At 73.3% G+C, this 19164-nt stretch carries 14 protein-coding genes and 2 pseudogenes; 11 read left to right on the top strand and 5 right to left on the bottom strand.

Translation table 11 applies throughout. The features are described 5' to 3' along the window. Positions 1–59: 59 nt before the first annotated feature. Positions 60–497 (bottom strand): annotated as a pseudogene (locus IF29_RS48105) (class I SAM-dependent methyltransferase); the annotation flags it as partial. 123 nt (positions 498–620) lie between these two features. On the opposite strand from IF29_RS48105, the gene IF29_RS0133580 reads away from it, so the two are divergent. After that, positions 621–1061 (top strand): SRPBCC family protein, encoded by a 441-nt coding sequence (locus IF29_RS0133580; protein WP_030263133.1) that lies wholly within the window; start codon positions 621–623, stop codon positions 1059–1061. 43 nt (positions 1062–1104) lie between these two features. Here the strand turns inward: IF29_RS0133580 and IF29_RS0133575 are convergent, their stop codons facing one another. Both IF29_RS0133575 and IF29_RS0133570 read right to left on the bottom strand, forming a co-directional pair. Next, positions 1105–2493, bottom strand: coding sequence for a GntP family permease (locus tag IF29_RS0133575; protein WP_030263130.1), 1389 nt, complete (start codon positions 2491–2493; stop codon positions 1105–1107). A gap of 55 nt (positions 2494–2548) precedes the next feature. Then, positions 2549–3052: a gluconokinase gene (locus IF29_RS0133570; RefSeq protein ID WP_030263127.1), complete on the bottom strand. Its 504-nt coding sequence runs from the start codon at positions 3050–3052 to the stop codon at positions 2549–2551. A gap of 95 nt (positions 3053–3147) precedes the next feature. Here IF29_RS0133570 and IF29_RS0133565 point away from each other — a divergent pair, with 95 nt between their 5' ends. Continuing rightward, entirely contained in the window at positions 3148–3852 is a 705-nt protein-coding gene (locus IF29_RS0133565; RefSeq protein WP_030263123.1) for a FadR/GntR family transcriptional regulator, read from the top strand. Between the two features lie 30 nt (positions 3853–3882). On the opposite strand, the gene IF29_RS0133560 is transcribed toward IF29_RS0133565, so the two are convergent. Together IF29_RS0133560 and IF29_RS0133555 are read right to left on the bottom strand one after the other, a co-directional pair. Continuing rightward, entirely contained in the window at positions 3883–4899 is a 1017-nt protein-coding gene (locus tag IF29_RS0133560) for a hydroxyacid dehydrogenase (RefSeq protein ID WP_030263120.1), read from the bottom strand. Continuing rightward, positions 4896–6032, bottom strand: a complete 1137-nt coding sequence (locus IF29_RS0133555; RefSeq protein ID WP_037597581.1) for a substrate-binding domain-containing protein — start codon at positions 6030–6032, stop codon at positions 4896–4898. Before IF29_RS0133555 ends, IF29_RS0133560 begins: the two co-directional genes overlap by 4 nt. A gap of 157 nt (positions 6033–6189) precedes the next feature. Between IF29_RS0133555 and IF29_RS0133550 the strand changes: the two genes are divergently transcribed. The 9 genes and pseudogenes from IF29_RS0133550 to IF29_RS42615 all read left to right on the top strand — a co-directional run. After that, positions 6190–7566 carry an ABC transporter substrate-binding protein gene (locus IF29_RS0133550; RefSeq protein WP_051726365.1) on the top strand — a complete coding sequence of 459 codons (1377 nt, stop codon included), beginning with the start codon at positions 6190–6192 and terminating at the stop codon, positions 7564–7566. A gap of 52 nt (positions 7567–7618) precedes the next feature. After that, positions 7619–8581 carry a carbohydrate ABC transporter permease gene (locus IF29_RS0133545; protein ID WP_232242713.1) on the top strand — a complete coding sequence of 321 codons (963 nt, stop codon included), beginning with the start codon at positions 7619–7621 and terminating at the stop codon, positions 8579–8581. Beyond that, a complete protein-coding gene (locus tag IF29_RS0133540; RefSeq protein ID WP_030263109.1) occupies positions 8578–9498 on the top strand; it encodes a carbohydrate ABC transporter permease in 921 nt (306 codons plus the stop codon). The genes IF29_RS0133545 and IF29_RS0133540 overlap by 4 nt, the downstream gene beginning before the upstream one ends. Continuing rightward, the gene (locus tag IF29_RS0133535) at positions 9495–11510 is read left to right on the top strand and encodes a DUF2264 domain-containing protein (RefSeq protein WP_051726364.1); all 2016 of its coding nucleotides are present in this window, start codon (positions 9495–9497) and stop codon (positions 11508–11510) included. The genes IF29_RS0133540 and IF29_RS0133535 overlap by 4 nt, the downstream gene beginning before the upstream one ends. Before the next feature lie 164 nt (positions 11511–11674). Beyond that, the gene (locus IF29_RS0133530) at positions 11675–14188 is read left to right on the top strand and encodes an MFS transporter (protein WP_232242712.1); all 2514 of its coding nucleotides are present in this window, start codon (positions 11675–11677) and stop codon (positions 14186–14188) included. Between the two features lie 131 nt (positions 14189–14319). Further along, positions 14320–15570: a glycosyltransferase gene (locus IF29_RS0133525; RefSeq protein ID WP_030263102.1), complete on the top strand. Its 1251-nt coding sequence runs from the start codon at positions 14320–14322 to the stop codon at positions 15568–15570. Positions 15571–15766: 196 nt separating this feature from the next. Continuing rightward, on the top strand, positions 15767–17299 hold the full coding sequence (locus IF29_RS0133520; RefSeq protein ID WP_051726362.1) for a sugar transferase: 1533 nt from the start codon (positions 15767–15769) through the stop codon (positions 17297–17299). 7 nt (positions 17300–17306) lie between these two features. Continuing rightward, positions 17307–18674 (top strand): O-antigen ligase family protein, encoded by a 1368-nt coding sequence (locus IF29_RS0133515; protein ID WP_232242711.1) that lies wholly within the window; start codon positions 17307–17309, stop codon positions 18672–18674. Beyond that, positions 18671–19164 (top strand): annotated as a pseudogene (locus tag IF29_RS42615) (hypothetical protein); the annotation flags it as partial. The gene IF29_RS0133515 and the pseudogene IF29_RS42615, both read left to right, overlap by 4 nt.

Raw genomic sequence — 19164 nt, 5'->3', positions numbered from 1 at the left:
CCCGCGGCGGCGACGGCCTCCCCGAAGACCGCGGTGGCGCGCATCGCCTCCCGCTCCCAGCAGGTCAGCGCGATCCGGCCGCCCGGCCGCAGCACCCGCTGCAGCTCGGCCAGCCCGGCCGCCGCATCGCCCAGGTGGTTGATCACGAAGTTGCCCACCACCGCGTCGAACGAGGCGTCGGCGAAGGGGAGTTCGGGGAGGACCGCGGTGCGCACCTCCGCGCCGGGGCAGGTGGCCGCCGCCAGCGCGGCCATCTCCGGAGAGGCGTCCACTGCCGTGACCACCGCGCCGCGCGCCAGCGCCGCCGCCGCGACGATGCCCGGCCCGGTGCCGACGTCCAGCACCGCGGTGCCGGAGCCCACCTCTGCCGCGTCCAGCAGCGGTTCCACGGTGTGGGCGGTCAGCCGGGCGAAGCCGCGCTGGTAGGCATCGCTCCGGCCGACCCAGCCCGACCGTTCGAAGGCGTCAAAAGCGGCCGCGTCCCAGGTGGTCGTCATGGCGGACATCATCGCAGCACGCCCGACGGCCGCGGCAGGGCCGCCCCGGTTTGGACGGCGGGCCGCGCGATGGTTGTCTTTCCGGGTAAGCAGGAACGCACAGTGAGCTTGAGGAGTACAACCATGGGCCAGGTCTACGCGGTCACCGAGCGGGTGCTGGACGCGTCGCCGGAGCGGGTCTTCGACGTGCTGGCCGACTACCAGTCGTCCCGAGGGGCGATCCTCCCGGCCCAGTTCAGCGAGTACGAGGTACGCGAGGGCGGCAAGGGCGCGGGCACGGTTGTGCACTGGAAGCTGCAGGCGACCGAGAAGCGGGTGCGCGACTGCCTGTTCACCGTCACCGAGCCCACGCCGGGTCAGCTGGTGGAGACGGACGCCAACTCCAGCATGGTGGTCACCTGGACGGTCACCCCGGCCGGCGAGGGCAGGGCCAAGGTCGTCGTCGAGACGACTTGGGCCGGCGCGAGCGGGGTCGGCGGCTTCTTCGAGCGGACCTTCGCGCCCAAGGGCCTGAATCGGATCAACAACGAGGTCCTGGAGCGCCTGGCGTCCTCCGTCGGCTGACCGGCCGTGCAGCGGGAGCCCGGGCCGGGCTCCCGTCACCGCGTCAGACCAGCAGGCTCAGCGGCATGATCAGGGCTATCGCCAGCACCGAGATCAGCGTCTCCATCGCCGACCAGGACTTGAGGGTCTGACCCACGCTCATCCCGAAGTACTCCTTCACCAGCCAGAAGCCGGCGTCGTTGACGTGCGAGAAGAACAGCGATCCGGCGCCGATGGCGAGTACCAGCAGCGAGGTGTGGGCGGTGCTCATACCGGTCGCCAGCGGGGCGACGATCCCGGCGGCGGTGATGGTGGCGACCGTCGCGGAGCCGGTGGCGACCCGGATCAGGACCGCGATCAGCCAGCCGAGCAGCAGCGCCGAGATGTGCAGATGGGTCGCCCAGCTGCTGACCACATTGCCGACGCCCACGTCCACCAGGGTCTGCTTGAAGCCGCCGCCGGCGCCGACGATGAAGACGATCCCGGCGATCGGGCCGAGTGCGGCCGCCGCGGTGGCCGAGATCCGGCCCCGGTCGAAGCCGGCCGCGCGGCCCAGGGTGACCATCGCCACGAGCACCGCCAGCAGCAGCGCGATCAGCGGGGACCCGACGAAGTCGAGGATGCGCTGCGGGGTGGCGGTGGGGTTGTCGACGGTGATGTCGACCAGGGCCTTGCCCAGCATCAGCACGACCGGCAGCAGGATGGTGCCGAGGGTCGCGCCGAAGCCCGGCCTGCGGCGGTCCACCTGTTCGGCCTCCGCCTCGCCCTGGTCCACCGCCGGCAGCTCCAGCGGGCCGACCCAGCGCTCGGCGACGCGGGCGAACAGCGGGCCCGCGACGACCAGGGTGGGCACGGCGACCAGCAGGCCGAGGGCCAGCGTCACACCGAGGTTGGCGTGCAGCGCCGACACGGCGACCAGCGGGCCGGGATGCGGCGGGATGAGTCCGTGCAGGACCGAGAGCCCGGCCAGCGCGGGGATGCCGACCCGCAGCAGCGGGAGGTTTCCGCGCCGGGCGACCAGCACCACGATCGGGACCAGCAGCACCACGCCGATCTCGAAGAACAGCGGGAGCCCGAGCACGGCCGCGATCAGCCCCATCGCCCAGGGCATCGAGCGCGGGCCGGAACGGGCCAGCACCGTGTCCGCGATGATGTCCGCGCCGCCCGAGTCGGCGAGCAGCTTGCCCAGCATCGCGCCGAGTCCGATGAGCAGCCCCACGCTGGTGACGGTGGCGCCGAAGCCGGTCGAGAAGCTGTTCATCAGCTTGTCGAAGGGGACGCCGGCGACGGCCGCCAGCACGCCCGAGCCCAGGGTGAGGGCGAGGAAGGGGTGCAGCTTGAGCCAGCTGATCAGAGCCACGATCACGGCGATGCCGAGCAGCATGGCGGTGACCAGTCGGGCGTCGCTGCCGCTGTGGGGGAGGGCCGCGTCGGCGGCCAGCAGGAGGGTCACGCGTTGTCTCCGTTGACAAGGGTGCGGGGTGGGAAGGGGGCCGGTCGGGGGCTGCTCAGGAGGCGGTGAGCAGGCGGACCGCCGCGTCGACGAGCTGGTCGGGGGTCGGTCCGACGTCCAGTACGGCGCCCTGCTCGTCCGCGGCGAGCGGTTCGAGCGTTGAGTACTGCGAGTCGAGCAGCGAGGCCGGCATGAAATGGCCGGTGCGGTGGCCGATCCGGTCGGCGACCAGGTCATGGGCGCCGGCCAGGTGCAGGAACCAGATGTCCGGGCAGGCGACGCGCAGGGTGTCGCGGTAGCGGCGCTTGAGCGCGGAACAGGTGACCACGCCGCCGACACCGGCGACGTTCTGCTGCTGCAGCCAGGCCCCGATGGCTTCGAGCCAGGGTTGGCGGTCGGCGTCGTCGAGCGGCGTCCCGGCCGACATCTTGGCGATGTTGGCGGGCGGGTGGAAGTCGTCGGCCTCCGCGTAGGGGAGGCCGACGCGTTCGGCGAGCAGCCGGGCGACGGTGGTCTTGCCGACACCGGAGACGCCCATGACGACGACGTTGTAAGCCATGGGAGGACTATGACTCCAAAGGTATGACTTATTCAAGTGGATGAGATTCAATCGTCATACGAGTGTGTCCCCACGGGTCCGGATAGCCTGACCCCATGGAGATTCAGGGCCTGCACGGCCGCCTGCTCGCGGACCTCGGGCCTGCCATCGCCTCCGGCGAGATCCCGGAGGGCACGGTGCTGCGCAGCGAGGAGCTGGAGGCGCGCTACGGGGTGTCCCGGACCGTGGTCCGGGAGGCCGTCCGGGTGCTGGAGGCGATGCGGCTGGTCGCTTCACGCCGCCGGGTGGGGACCACGGTGCAGCCGCGCGAGGCCTGGGACGTGTTCGACCCGCTGGTGATCCGCTGGCGGCTGGCCGGGGCGGACCGGGCGGCGCAGCTGAGCTCGCTGGGCGGGCTGCGGATCGCGGTGGAGCCGGTGGCCGCGGCGCTGGCGGCGGCGCAGGCGTCCGAGGACCACTGCCGCGAGCTGAGCGCCCTCGCGGTGGAGCTGACGGTCACCGCCCGGAGCGGGGACCTGCAGGAGTTCCTGCGGCATGACATCGCGTTCCACGCACTGGTGCTGCGCGCCTCCGGCAACGAGATGTTCGCGCACCTGGCCGACGCGGTGGGGGCGGTGCTCACCGGGCGCACCGAGCACGAGCTGATGCCGCACCACCCGGCCCGCTACGCGGTGGCGCTGCACCGCGAGGTCGCCGAGGCGGTCTGCGCGCAGGACGCCGCGGCTGCGGAGCGGGCGATGCGGGCGATCGTGACCGGGGCCCTGGAGGAGCTGGCGCCGACCCTGGCCGAGCAGGCCTGACGGCCCCTCGGGCCAGCCCCCCTCAGCCCCTCAGGCCGTCCGGTCCCAGGCGTCCGGGTGGACCGGGTCGACGAAGGGCACACCCCTGGTCCAGCGCTCCAGCTCGTCCAGGGCGAAGTCGGCCATCCGGTGCAGCTCGCCGCCCATGGAGCCGGCGATGTGCGGGGTGAGCAGCACGTTCGGCAGGTCGTAGAGGGGTGAGCCGGACGGCAGCAGGTCCGGGGTGGTGACGTCCAGCACCGCGTTCAGTCGGCCGGAGACCAGCTCCCGTTCCAGGGCCGGCTGGTCGACCAGTGCGCCGCGGGCGGTGTTGATCAGCGTCGCCCCGTCCGGCATGGAGCCGAGCAGGGACCGCGACACCAGGCCCTCGGTGCTGCGCAGCCAGGGCGCGTGCACGCTCACCACGTCGCTGCTGCCGAACAGTTCGGGCAGCGGCACCAGCCGGGCCCCGAGCCGTGACGCCTCGTCAGGGTCCAGGAACGGGTCGCTGAGCAGCACCTCCAGGTCGAAGGGGCGCAGCAGTTCGACGACCCGGCGGCCGATCCTGGACGCGCCGACGATGCCGATCCGGCGGCGGTAGTTGCCGGCCCCCGCGAGCCGGACGTGCCAGTCGGTGGCGCGCTCGCGGGTCCTGCGGTAGCCGTCCCGGGTGGCCAGCACCTGCTTGTTGCTGAACAGGATGGCGGCCAGGGTGTACTCGGCGACCGGCACGGCGTTGGCCCCCGCGGCCGAGGTGATCTGCAGCCCGCGGCGCCAGCAGGCCTCGGTCACATGGTTCTTGACGGTCCCTGCGGTGTGCACCACGGCTCGCAGCCGGGGGGCGTGGTGGAGCAGTGCCTCGTCCAGCAGCGGGCAGCCCCAGCCGGTGACCAGGACCTCCACGCCGGCCAGCACGGAACGGGCACGGGGCGAGTCGAACTCGTCCAGCACCAGGTCGGGGTCGGGGCCCAGGTCGACCAGGCCGTTCAGGCGTCGCCTGGCCCCGGCGTCGAAGAGGACCGGGGCGACGGCGGGCCGCATGGCCAGGGCGGCGAGCGGTCGGCTCATACGGCGGCCGCCGCGGCGCTCGCCCCGGACCCTGCCGCCGTGACCGCCCCGGCTCCCGGCGGTGCCCCGGTGGAGTCCCGGACCAGCAGCCGGGGCTGCAGCACGGTCTGCCGGACCGGGAGGTCGGTCGGGCTGCCCAGCCGGTCCAGCAGCGCCGCGGCCGCGGTGCGGCCGACCTCGAACTTGGGCGGTGCCACCGCGCTCAGCGGCACCTCGGCCAGAGCGGCGACCTCGTCGTCGTAGGCGATCAGCGAGAGGTCCTCGGGGACCCGCACACCCAGTGACCGCAGCCGCTGGACCAGCAGGATCGCCTCCTGGTCGGAGTGGACCAGGACGGCGGTGGCGGCCGAGGCGCGGCAGTCGCGGACGAAGGCGTCCACCGCGGCGATGCGGTCGGCGCCCTCCTCGGCGATGTGCCGCGGCGCCGACGGGTCCAGCTCCAGCAGCCGCACCGCCTCGGCATGACCCTCCGTCACCGGGCGGGCGGTGGGAGTGGACACGGTGAACAGGGCGACCCGGCGGTGGCCGAGACCGGCCAGGTACTCCACCGCGCGGTAGGCGCCCTGGCGGTGGTCGCTGAGCACGCACTCGGCGTGGTCGAAGGCGGCCGCCGAGCGCCGCTCGACCAGTACGTAGGGCAGGCCCGAGCGGTCCAGCAACTCCCGTACCGGGGCCGGGATCACCGGGCCGCCGGCGCTGGTGACCAGTAGCCCGTCGCAGCCGGAGCGGATCAGGTCGCGGAGCTGGTCCAGGTCGCGGCCGGGGTCGTAGTCGGTGACGCCGAGGACCAGCCGGGCCCCGGCGCGGGCGATGGCGCTGCGCGCGCCCCTGAGCACCTCGGGGTAGTAGTACGTGGCCGAGGGCACCAGCATGCCGACGACGGCGCCCTCGGCCGGCATCGCCGGCACGGTCGCCTCGGCGCCGGCGGGATCCACCGCGGCCGATCCGGATCCGCCGGGCAGTACGGCGCCACCCCGGACCCTGGTCAACTGCCCCTGCTGCTCCATGAGTTCGAGATCCCTGCGGACAGTGCCGTCGGACACCCCGAGGCCGTTGACCACGTCGGCGACCCGGACCGCCCCGTGGGTGCGCAGCTGCTCCAGTACGTAGTCATGCCGCTGTTGTGCGAGCACGTTCCCTCCATCCCGTCCGGGACCGATCCTGCTCGTTCCCTGCCTGAACTGCTGCCCCGTTACGGAAAATAGCAGATTCTTGGGTTTCTTGGTTGAAGCTGTTGACGCATTGCGGATTGCTGGGCATCGTGAGCGGCTACTCGAGGGGAGAGAGCCGATGCACACCAGGGACACGCCACCGGACGCGTCACCGGACGCGTCACCGGACGCGTCACAGCGGACGTCCGCACCCCGCCGTCTCGCCGGGGCGCTGCTGGCCGTCTGCTGCCTGCTGCTCACCGCCTGCGGATCCGGGTCCGGTGCTGCGAGCGCGGGCGCCAACCGTCCGACCACCATCAGCTACTGGACCTGGCTCGGCGGAATGCAGCAGGTCGTCGACCGCTTCAACGCCACCCACAGCGATGTCCGGGTCGTGCTCAGCAAGATCCCGGCCGGCACCTCCGGCGGCTACTCCAAGATGTTCACCGCCGTGCGGGCGGGCAACGCGCCGGACGCCGCCACCGTGGAGTACCCGGAGCTCCCCGCCTTCGCCACCCAGGGCGCGATCCAGGACCTGACCCCCTACGGCGGCGCCGACCTGGAGTCCAGGTACCCGGCCTGGGTCTGGGGCATGGTCGACCAGGGCGGCAAGGTCTGGGGCCTGCCCCGCGACATCGCCCCGATGGTGCTCTACTACCGCACCGACCTGCTGGCGAAGTACGGCCTCACCGTCCCCACCACCTGGGCGCAGTACGCGGCGGACGCGAAGGCGATCCACCGGCAGAACCCCAAGGCGGTCATCGGCGCCTTCTCCACCAGTGACAGCGCGCTGCTCGCCGGACTCGCCTGGCAGGCCGGGGCCCAGTGGTTCAGCACCCCCGGCGACGCCTGGAAGGTCTCCACCCAGGACCCGGCCAGCGACCGGGTGGCCGCCTTCTGGCAGCCGCTGGTCAGCGGCGGCCTGGTCGCCAACGAGCCCGCGTACGCCCAGCAGTGGACCGCCGACCTGCAGGCCGGGAACCTGGTCACGGCCATCGGCGGGCCCTGGAGCGCGGCCTACCTGCAGCGGCTGGCTCCCAAGGAGGCCGGGAAGTGGGCGGTGGCGCCGATGCCGCAGTGGCCCGGGCAGCCGGCCGGCGACGGCACCAACGGCGGTTCCACCATGGTGATGCTCAAGGGCAGCAAGCACCCGGCGCAGGTCATGGAGTTCCTGGACTGGGTGTCCAACAGCCCCGACTCCATCAAGGCCGTCGAACCGGTCAGCCCGGGGGCCTACCCGGCGGCGCTGGCCAGCATCCCGGTCGCCAAGCAGGTCTTCGACAGCACCCAGACCTACTACACCGGCACCTCCCTCTTCGACGTCGCCGCGCGGGCCAGCCAGACCGTCGGCACCGCCTGGCAGTGGGGACCCGACATGGCCCAGTCGCTCAGCGACCTCAACGACGCGCTGGCAGGGTCGATGACCGCACCTGGCGGACTGCGCTCGGCGCTGGACTCCTGGGAGCGGACCACCCGCGCCGACCTGCGCGAACGAGGCATGAACGTCAGCGATTGAGCCCCCGCCCACCCGCGCGCCCCGCGCCCCCGCACGCCAAGGAGGAGTTGCCTTGTCCGCCCTGACCGCGTCCCCACCCCAGGCCGCGTCCGTCCCCGCGCCCACCCGCGCCCGTGCTCGCCGAAGGCTGCACATCCCGCTGCTGCTGGCCCCGTTCGCGCTCCTCTTCGTCATCGCGTTCGTGGCCCCGCTGGTCTACGGCCTGGTGCTGAGCCTGTTCCGGGAGCGCTTCACCGGCCTCGGCTGGAACGGCTCCCATCTCGCCTTCGCCGGGTTCCACGACTACGCCCGCGCGCTCCAGGACTCCCGCTTCCTGGACGGCCTGGGTCGGGTGCTGCTGTACGCCGTCATCGACGTGCCGCTGATGCTGGCGGTCTCACTCGTCCTGGCCCTGCTGCTGGACAGCGCGCTGACCACCGCCCGCCGCTTCTTCCAGGCCCTGCTGCTCCTGCCGCACTTCGTGCCGGGGCTGATCGCCGCACTGATCTGGGTCTACCTCTACACCCCGGGGCTGAGCCCGCTCACCTCCTGGCTGGGCGACATCGGACTGCACGTCAACTTCTTCTCCAGCGGCAGCGTGCTCGGATCGATCGTCAACATCTCGCTGTGGCAGTGGATCGGCTACAACTCGGTGCTGCTGTACGTGGCGCTGCAGAGCGTTTCGCCGTCCGTCCTGGAGGCCGCGCGGCTGGACGGGGCGGGCGAGATCCGCACCGCGCTGAGCATCAAGGTCCCGCACATCCGCCCGGCGCTGGTGGTGTCCGGGCTGTTCACCATCATCGGCTCGCTGCAGCTGTTCACCGAGCCGAAGATCCTCCAGGGCAGCGCCGGGAGCACCGTCACCGCCTCCTGGACGCCCAATCTGCTGGCCTTCTCGGAGGCCTTCAACTCCAACGACTACAGCTACGCGGCAGCCGTCTCGCTGCTGCTGGCGGCCGTGGCCGGGGTGCTGTCGCTGCTCGCCATGAAGCTCGTCGGCCGGGTGGACCGGTCGTCCCAGGAGGCGGACTCATGACCACCCTCAACCCGCCGGCCCGTCCGTCCGCCCCGTCGTCCCGGGCCGTCCGTCCGGCCAGGCCGGCGCCGCGCCGGGTACGGCACAGCCCGCTGGGCCGGGGCCTCAACCTCGGCGTCTGCGCGGTCGCCGGCCTCTACACCCTGCTGCCGCTGGTGTGGCTGCTGTTCGCGATCACCAAGACCCTGCCCGACCTGTACGGCAGCAACGGCTTCGCGCCGTCCGGCTTCCACCTCTGGGCCAATCTGCGCGACCTGTTCGCGCAGGACGGCGGGGTCTACCCGCGCTGGCTGCTCAACAGCGTGCTGTACGCCGGGGCCGGGGCCGGCCTCGGCACGCTCGCCTCGGTGATGGCCGGCTACACCTTCGCCAAGTACCGCTTCCCCGGCCGGGAGAAGCTCTACGGGCTGGTCGTCGCGGGGGTGCTGGTGCCCGGGACGGCGCTGGCCGTGCCGCTGTACCTGTTGTTCTCCGGGGTGCACCTCACCAACACCGTCTGGTCGGTGCTGATCCCGGTCGCCGCCAACCCGTTCGGGGTCTACCTGGCCCGGGTCTACGCGGCGGGCTCGATCCCGGACGAACTGCTGGAGGCCGCCCGGGTGGACGGCGCGGGGGAGTTGCGCACCTTCTTCACGGTCGGGCTGCGGCTGATGGGCCCGGGAGCGCTGACCATCTTCCTGATGCAGTTCGTGTCGATCTGGAACAACTTCTTCCTGCCGCTGGTGATGCTCACCGACTCGCGGCTGTTCACCACCAGCCTGGGCCTGTTCACCTGGAACTCGTCCACCTCGCAGAACCCGGACTACCTGCGGATGGTGGTGGTCGGCTCGGCGGTGTCGGTGGTGCCGCTGCTGATCCTGTTCCTGACCCTGCAGCGCTGGTGGCGCCGCGGCCTGGCCGAAGGAGGCCTCCGATGACCGACCCACGACTGACGGATCTTCAACTACCGGACGAGGACCGGGAACTGTCGCCGTACACCGGCTGGACCCGGGCCCACTGGGAGCGGACGGCCGACCGGATGCTGACGGCGGTCCAGCGGTACGCCACCCCGGGCCGGGCGCTGATCCACCTCCCCGGCCCGCCCAGCGGCTCGGGGCGGCACAGCGACGGGCTGGAGGGCTATGCGCGGACCTTCCTGCTGGCTGCCTTCCGGATCGCCGGGGCCGGTGGCGCGGACGGTACCCAGGAACTCGCCGACCGCTACGCCGCCGGGCTGGCGGCCGGCACCGATCCGGCGGCGGCGGACCGCTGGCCGCGGATGTCCGACTGCAACCAGGCCAAGGTCGAGGCCGCCTCGATCGCGCTCGGCCTGCACGAGACCCGGCCGTGGATCTGGGACCGGCTGACCCCCGCGGTGCAGGGGCGGGTGGTGGACTGGCTCGCCGAGATGGTCGGCGCCTGGGTCCCGGACAACAACTGGGTCTGGTTCCAGGCCGTGGTCGAGTCCTTCCTGCGCTCGGTCGGCGGCCCCTGGAAGCCGTCCGACATCGAGCACACCATCGACCGCACCGAGAGCTGGTACGCCGGCGGCGGCTGGTACGCGGACGGGGCCGGCACCGCCCCGCCGCGGCGCAACTTCGACCACTACAGCGGCTGGGCCATGCACCTCTACCCGCTCTGGTACTGCCGGATCTCCGGGGCCGACGCCGAGCCGGGCCTGGCCGACCGCTACCGGTCCCGGCTGCGCGATTACCTGACGGACCTTCAGCACCTGGTCGGCGCCGACGGGGCCCCGCTGCACCAGGGCCGCTCGCTCACCTACCGCAATGCCGCCGCCGCGGCGTTCTGGGCCGACCAGGTCTTCCGGGCGCAGGCCCTGGAACCGGGCCTGACCAGGCGGATCGGCAGCGGCATGCTGAGGCACTTCGTCGACCGGGGCAGCCTGGACGGCAACGGGCTGCTGCCGCTCGGCTGGTACGGCGAGCACCTGCCGCTGCGGCAGAGCTACTCGGGGCCGGCCTCGCCGTACTGGGCCAGCAAGGGCTTCGCCGGGCTGCTGCTGCCGGCCGACCATCCGGTCTGGACCGCGGTGGAGCAGCCGCTGCCGGTCGAGCGGGGCGACTTCGTCCGCACCCTGCACGCCCCCGGCTGGGTGGCGAGCGGCACCCGCGCCGACGGCATCGTCCGGATCGCCAACCACGGCGCCGACCACGCCGACGACCGGGCGGGGGCGGGGCAGCACTCCTACGACCCCTTCTACTGCCGCTGGGCGTACTCGACCGCGACCGGCCCGGAACTCGGCGGCCCTGGTCCGGCCACCGACGCGGACGGTGCGGTCCATCCCTCCAGCCCGGACCTGGACCTGCCCGGCGGCGGCCCGCTGGACTCGTACGTCGCCCTGCTGGACGCCGAGGGCCGCCCCTCGCACCGGCGCCCGCTGCACCGGCTGGGGGCGGACCGCTCGGTGCACCGGGCCCGCTGGCCGCAGACCGACACCGCGGACGGCCCCTGGCTCAGCACCGGATCGCTGCTCCGCGGCCCCTGGGAGGTGCGCGCCGTCCGGATCCTCGGGGAGCCGGCCCCGGGCAGCCGGTTGCGGATCGGCGGCTGGGCGGTGGCCGGGGCCGAGCCGCCCACCGCCTCGGTGCAGCCGGAGGCCGGACGGGCCCGGGTGCAGGCGCCGGACGGGCTGCTCGGCGTGGTGGTCGCGCTGCACGGTGACGGGCTGCGCGCCGGGGTGCGGGCGTCGACCGGGCGCACCTCCTTCGCCCCGCACGCCGCCGTCGCCTTCCTGGAGACCGGCCCCGGGGTCCGCGTCGGCAGCGTGTACGTCGCCGCCGTCGCCCTGGGGCGCTCGGCGGAGGCCGCGGGACCGGCACCGGAGGCCGCCGTGGAGGGCGACCGGGTCGTGGTCCGCTGGCCCGACGGCCACAGCGACGAACTGGTCCTGGAGGGGAACACAGAGACGAGGGATATCCCGCAGGAGTGAACCTGACGCAAATGTCGACGAAGCGAGTTTCGCCACTAATCGACATGGCGTCACATTTCCGCTGGTAATGGCGTCAGCTGGACGAATTCAGCACCTCGACCGCCCTCGAACTGATCGTATGACCAGTTCGAGGGCGGTGCGTGGTCAATGCAATGATCCGTGCCATGTCCGTGACCCAGACGAGCCGTCCGGCCAAGAAAACCACCGCTCCCGCGACACCCGTTGCCGCGACGTCGGCCAGGTCCGGCGCCGTCGCCGCCGAGTCCGACCTGACCCCGCGTCAACTGCGGCTGGTGTTCGCCGGACTGATGATGGCGCTGCTGCTCGCGGCTCTCGACCAGACCATCGTGGCCACCGCGCTGCCACGGATCGTCGGCGAACTGCACGGCCTGCAGCACATGTCCTGGGTGGTGACCGCCTATCTGCTGGCCTCCACCGTCGGCCTGCCGGTCTACGGCAAGCTCGGCGACCTGCTGGGCCGCAAGTCGGTGTTCCAGTTCGCCATCGCGGTCTTCCTGATCGGCTCCGCGCTCTCCGGCTGGGCGCACAGCATGGACGAGCTGATCGCCTTCCGGGCGATCCAGGGCATCGGCGGCGGCGGGCTGATGATCGGCGTCCAGGCGATCATCGGCGATGTCGTCTCGCCCCGCGAGCGCGGCCGCTACATGGGCCTGATCAGCGCCGTGTTCGGGCTCTCCTCGGTGGCAGGCCCGCTGCTCGGCGGCTGGTTCACCGACGGTCCCGGCTGGCGCTGGTGCTTCTACGTCAACCTGCCGCTGGGCCTGGTCGCGCTGGTGGTCACCTCGCTGGTGCTCAAGCCGAAGCGCCGCCGGGCCGAGGGCGAACGCCGGCCCAGGCTGGACGTGCTGGGCTCGCTGCTGCTCGCGGCCACCGGCACCTGCCTGGTCCTGGCCACGAGTTGGGGCGGCAGCCAGTACGCCTGGAGCTCGCCGGTGATCCTCGGGCTGATCGGCGGCGCGGTGCTGTCGCTGCTGCTCTTCCCGCTGGCCGAACGCCGGGCCGCCGAGCCGGTGATCCCGCTGCGGCTGTTCCGCGACAGCGTCTTCAACGTCTCCGGCGCCATCGGCGTGGTGGTCGGTGTCGCCCTGTTCGGCGCGGCCAGCTACCTGCCCAGCTTCCTGCAGATGGTGGACGGGGCCAGCGCCACCGTCTCCGGTCTGAAGATGCTGCCGATGATGGGCGGCATCGTCGTCGCCTCCGTCGTCTCGGGCCAGTTGATCAGCCGCACCGGCCGCTACCGGCTCTATCCGATCGTCGGCGGCGCACTGTCCACCGCCGGGATGGCCATGCTCGGGCTGCTCCACGCGGACAGCTCCTACCTGGTGCAGAGCGCGGGCATGGCGGTGCTGGGCCTGGGCGTCGGGCTGGCGCTGCCGGTGATGGTGCTGGCGGTGCAGAACTCGGTGGCCCCGCGCGACCTGGGCGCGGCCACCTCGGCCAACAACTACCTGCGCCAGATCGGCGGTTCGATCGGCGCGGCGGTCTTCGGCACGCTGTTCAACTCCCGGCTGACCGACCAGCTCCAGCAGCGGCTGGCGCACCTCGCCGTCGCCTCCGGCAGCGTCCCGCCGACCGACTCGATCACCCCGGAGCTGGTCCGGTCGCTGCCGACCCCGCTGCGGCTGGCCTATGTCGACTCCTTCGCGGCCGCGATGCCGCGGGTCTTCCTCTACCTGGTGCCGGTCCTGGCGCTGGGATTCCTGCTCGCCTTCCTGCTCAAGGAGAAACCCTTGGTCACCCACGCGGCCTCGCAGGCCCGTACCGACGACGGCCTCCCCTACGAGGCCGCCTTCCCCCACGAGGCGGAGCCGTCCGCCCAGCCGTCCGCGCAGGAGGCCCCCGTGCCGCACCAGTCCTCGTCCTCCCCGCTGGACACCGCCGGGGTCCCCGGTGCGCCCGGCACTCCCGTCAGCGGCTCGGTGCTGGAGCCGGACCGGACCGGAGTGCCGCGCGCCGTGCTGACCCTGATCGACATGGACGGCCGGCAGGTGGCCCGGGCCGGCAGCGGCCAGGACGGCCGCTGGACCCTGGCCGCGCCCCGGGGCGGCAACTACGTGCTGATCGCCGCGGCGCCCGGCCACCAGCCGCAGGCGGTCACCGTCACCGTGGGCAGCCGTCCGGTCGACCTGGACGTGGTGCTGGGCGGCACCGGACGGCTCTCCGGCGCGGTCCGCAGCGCCGAGGGCGCGCCGGTCGCCGACGCCACGGTGACCCTCACCGACGCCCGCGGCGAGGTCGCCGCCACCACCCATGCCGACTCGGACGGCGCGTACCACTTCCGCGACCTGGTCTGCGGCCGCTACACCCTGGCCGTCAGCGCCCGCGCCTACCGGCCGGCCGCCCTGGCCGTCGACGTCGCCCCCAGCGGCGAGACCCGCCAGGACGTCGCCATGGCCGGCAGCGGGACCCTGCGCGGGACAGTGCGCACCAGCGCCGGGCACGCGGTCGAGGACGCCAGGGTCACCCTGCTGGACTCCACCGGCACCGTGGTCGCCGCCGCCACCACCGGCTCCGACGGCCAGTTCCGCTTCACCGACCTGGAGCCGGGGGAGTACACCGTGATCGCCAGCGGCTACCCGCCGGTGGCCACCGCGCTGCGGATCGAGGACGGCCACACCGAGCGGGACCTCCATCTCTCGCACCGGCTGGACGACTGAGCCGTCCCGATCCGGGGCGGCGTCATTTCCGGGCGGACGGAAAGCCCCGGTAATCACTTCCGTACATAGTTACGCGGCAATCCGGTGCGTCACCCTCCCGGGTGGAGTTACTCATTCCTGGGGGTGAGGGAATGCCGCACGCACGACTCACGGCCCGTAGGTTGCGCGTCGTGCCCCTGACCATTCTTCATGTCTCCCAACCCGTCGACGGCGGTGTCGCCAGGGTCGTCGTCGACCTGCTCCGGGGGCAGGCCGAGGACGGCCACCGGGTGCTGCTGGCCTGCCCGCCGCGCAGTCCGCTGGCCGACGCGGCCGAGGCGGTGGGCGCGACGGTGCTGCCCTGGACCGCGGTCCGCGCCCCGGGCCCCGGGCTGCCGGGCGAGGTCGCCGCGCTGCGCCGGCTGGTCGCCGAGGCCCACCCGGACCTGGTGCACCTGCACAGCGCCAAGGCGGGCCTGGCCGGACGGCTGGCGGTCCGGGGCGTCTTCCCGACCGTGTTCCAGCCGCACGCCTGGTCGTTCGCCGCGGTCGGCGGACCGCTGGCGGCCGCCTCGCGGTTCTGGGAGCGCTGGGCGGTCCGCTGGACCGACCGGCTGCTGTGCGTCAGCGAGCAGGAGCGCGCCGAGGGCGAGTCCGCCGGGGTGCGCGGACGCTGGGCGCTGGCCCCGAACGGGGTGGACCTGGAGCGCTTCGACCCGGTCCGGCTGCCGTTGCAGGACCGGGCCAGGGAGTTGCTCGGGCTGTCCGGGCCCGGGCCGGAGGGCCGGGACGGTCCGGGCGACGCCGCCCCGCTGGTGGTCTGCGTCGGCCGGCTGTGCCGGCAGAAGGGGCAGGACGTCCTGCTGCGGGCCTGGTCGGCGATCCCGGCCCGGATCCCGGGGGCACGGCTCGCCCTGGTCGGCGACGGCCCCGAGCGCGCCGCGCTGGAGGCGCTGGCCGCCGGGCTGCCCGACCCCGGCAGCGTGGTCTTCGCGGGCCGCACCGAGGACCCCAGGGACTGGTACGCGGCGGCGGATCTGCTGGTGCTGCCGTCCCGTTGGGAGGGCATGGCGCTGGTCCCGCTGGAGGCCATGGCCTGCGGCTGCCCGGTGCTGCTGACCGACGTGGCCGGCGCCCGCGAGTGCCTGGAGCCGGGCGAGACGCTGCTGCCGGTAGACGACGAGCACGCCCTGCGGGAGGCGCTCGCGGCCCGGCTGGCGGATCCGGTCGCCTGCCTCGCGGCCGGAGCCAGGGCCAGGGAACGGATGGCCGAACACCACGACGTGAGAGCGACCCGTGCGGCGGTACTGACGGTGTATCAGGAAGTGGTCGCCGAGCGGCGCATTCCGGCGCCCGCGGCGGGCGGCTCGGCCGCGCGAATTCCAGCCGGAAAATCTGACTAATGCTCATCGGTGTGAATGAGCACGTCGGCTGAGAAAACGACTGGAGACATTCTGTACTGTCGTATTTGCCTGCTTCATTCCTTTTGTCGCAATCGGGCCGAGTCGTCGATCGCGGCGGCAGGTGCTACCTCGACCGAGCCCGGGCTTCGGGAGGGCCCCGTCCCCATGGGCACACAGCAGAGGAGTACGTGCGCGGATGACCACCATTGACAACAACGAACTGCCGCGCCCCACTGTGCCGACTCCGAACGGGCCGACGACCACCGGGACCATGAGCACGGCCCAACTGCCCTCCCCGACCGGCGCCGTGGAGCGCCCCGCGACGGCCGCCGCGCCCGTCGCGCGCCGCCGGCGCCGCCCCGGCACCGGGATCCCCGCCGCCCTGCTCGCCGTGGACGCGGTGGCACCCGTCCTGGCCCTGGCCCTGCTCGGCTCGGGGGAGCCGCTGCGGGTGCTCTGGGCGGCCTGCGTCATCCTGCCGGTGCTGGTCATGCTCAACTCCTACGGCGGTCTCTACCGGTTGCGGCTGGCGCCCTCGGTCCTCGACGAGATCCCCTCGCTCGCGGCCCGGGCGGCCGTCGCCGTCTCGCTGGCGCTGACCCTGGACCGCGGGCTGCACGGCCTCTGGCTCTCCGTGGTCCCGGTGGACCTCCGGCTGCTGGTCGCACTGGTGCTCTGCCACCTCGGCCTGGACGTGCTGGGCCGCGGCGCCGTCTACGCCCTGGTGCGGCGCCGCCGCCGGCGCCGGCCCAGGCCGACCCTGATCGCCGGGGCCGGACACATCGGCCAGCGGATCGCCGCCGCCCTGCTGGACCACCCCGAGTACGGGCTGCGCCCGGTCGGCTTCATCGACCCGGAGCCGATCTTCCTCCCGGTCGACTCCGCCGTCCCGGTCCTCGGCGGCCCGGCGGTGCTGGACCTGGAGATCCCCGCGCAGGGCATCCGGGACGTGATCCTCACCTCCGGCGGCGCCGACGACACCGAGGTGGCGCAGACCCTGCGGACCAGCGCGGGCCACGGCTGCGACGTCTGGTTCGTGCCCGGCTTCCCGGAGTTCGGCGCCTTCGAGTACGGCAACCGCCGCACCGCGGTCGGTGACCAGCTCTGGGGGTTCCCCTGCCTGCGGCTCGGGCCCACCGCGATGCGCCGGCCCTCCTGGGCGGTCAAGCGCGCCGTCGACGCCGGCCTGGCCGGCCTCGGCCTGCTGCTGGCCTCGCCGATCCTGGCCGCCTGCGCGATCGCGGTGCGGATCGACGGCGGCCCTGGGGTGATCTTCCGTCAGGAGCGGATCGGCCTGGACGGCGAGAGCTTCACCGTGCTCAAGTTCCGCAGCCTGCGCCCGGCCGACGAGCAGGAGTCGGCCACCCGCTGGAACATCTCCCAGGACCAGCGGATGAGCGCGATCGGCCGCTTCCTGCGCCGCACCTCCCTGGACGAGCTGCCACAGCTGTGGAACGTGCTGCGCGGCGAGATGAGCCTGGTCGGCCCCCGCCCCGAGCGCCCCTACTTCGTGACCCGCTTCGCCCAGGCCTACCCGCAGTACCGCGACCGGCACCGGGTGCCGGTCGGCATCACCGGTTTCGCCCAGGTCAACGGCCTGCGCGGGGACACCTCGATCGAGGACAGGACCCGCTTCGACAACTACTACATCGAGAGCTGGAGCCTCTGGCAGGACGTCAAGATCCTGCTGCGCACCATCTCCTCGGTGCTCCAGTCCGACGGGAGCTGACTCCGCGGTGACCCTTCTCAGCGTGCCGCAGCCGCGGCAGGCCCAGCCACAACCCAGCGCACCGCCAGGACGGCGGGAGGCGCTGCTGGCGCTGCTGCGCCGTCCCAGCGCCCTCGCGGCGCTGACGGTGCTGCTCGTCTGCGTTCCGCTCGGCAACCAGGACGTGACCGCGGCCGTCCACGTCACCCCGGCCGATGTCGCCTCGGTCGGGCTGGTGGCCGTCTGCGGGCTGCGGGTGCTGTCCGCGTTCCGCGCCGGACGGGCGCTGCTGCCGACCCGCGCCGCGGTGCTGTTCTGCGTGATCGCCGTCGCGGTGGCCGCCTCCACCATCGCCTCCCAGGACCCGTCCCAGAGCCTGTCCGGCTTCGTCCGGCTGATCCAGGTGTTCGTCCTGGTCCCGCTGGCGGTGCTGCTGGCCCTGCGCGAGCGCCGGGACCTGGTGCTGGTGCTGGGCGCGATGGTGGCCGCCGCGCTGATCGAGGGGGCGGTCGGCGCCGAGCAGTTCCTCACCGGCACCGGCGCCTCCTACGACGGCGGCAGCGCCCGCGCGGTCGGCACCTTCGGGGCGCAGGACGTGATGGCCATGTCCGCCGTGGTCAGCTACGGGCTGCTGGCCGCCCTCGGCCTGGCCCTGGAGGCCCGCCGCGCGGGCCGCCGCCGGGCCTGCTGGCTGCTCGGCCTGACCGCGGCGGTACTGGTCTTCCCGCTGGCCGTCTCCTTCAGCCGGGGCAGCTGGATCGCCACCGGCTGCGCCGCCGTCGTGGCGCTGGTCCTGGCCGACGTCCGGCTCGCGCTGCGCGGGGCGCTCTTCGCCGCCGCCGCTGCCGTGGTCCTGGTCGGCGGCTTCGGTCTGGGCGGAGCCAGTGTCGCCGCGCGGCTCGGCTCCATCACCACGGTGGCCGGCGCCGCCCCGGACCACTCGGTGACGGACCGTTACGACCTGTGGACAACGGCCGGCCGGATCTGGCGGGACCACCCGGTGACCGGGGTGGGACCCAAGGAGTTCCCGCAGTACCGGGACGGCCACGCCCCGCTGCGGCTGTCCTCGGGCAGCGACACCGGCGGCGCGGGCGCGGGCTACTCCCGCGAGCCGCTGCTCTCCCCGCACAACATGTACCTGCTGCTGCTCAGCGAGGACGGGCTGGTCGGCCTCACCGCCTTCGCCGTGCTCTTCCTGTCGCTGCTGCTGGGCACGGTCCGCCGCACCCTGCGCGAACGCGGCGGACTGGGCGCGGCGCTGCTCGGCCTGCTGGTCTGGCAGCTCGTCGACTTCCTCTACGCCGACATCGGCGGCACCACCACGGTGCTGGTCTCGGTGGTCTTCGGCCTGGCCGCGTACGGCACCTTCGGTGCGGACCGGAAGGCCGCACCGTGACCCTGACCGCACCCCGCCCCACCGAGGCCCGCGGCCGCACCCGCTCGGTCCTGGCCCGGGCCTTCGGCATCACCGCGGTGATGAGCGCCGGCGGCTCGCTGCTCGGCCTGTTCCGCGACCTGCTGCTGGCCCGCTACTTCGGCGCGGGCCAGGGCACCGACGCCTTCCTGGTCGCCTGGACCGTGCCGGAGACCGCGGCCCCGCTGCTGATCGAGGACGCCATGGCCTTCCTCATGGTCCCCGCCTTCAGCCTCGCCCTCTCCGCCGAGGACACCCCCCAGGACCCCCAGATCCCCACCCCCCGCACCAGACTCGTCCGCGCCAGCCAGACCCTCCCCACAGCGCCCGGCCACGCACCCACAAAGGGGCGCGAGGAACTGCGCGCCCAGTCCCCCACCTCCCGCACCGTCCCCACGGCGCCTAGCCCCGCACCCACAAAGGGGCGCGGGGAACTGCGCGCCCAACCCCCCACCTCCCGCACCCTCCCACC

It is taken from the genome of Streptacidiphilus jeojiense, assembly GCF_000719095.1.
GTDB lineage: Bacteria > Actinomycetota > Actinomycetes > Streptomycetales > Streptomycetaceae > Streptacidiphilus > Streptacidiphilus jeojiensis.
The sequence above is the reverse complement of the archived record's forward strand: the minus strand, read 5'-3'. Positions and strand labels throughout refer to the sequence as shown.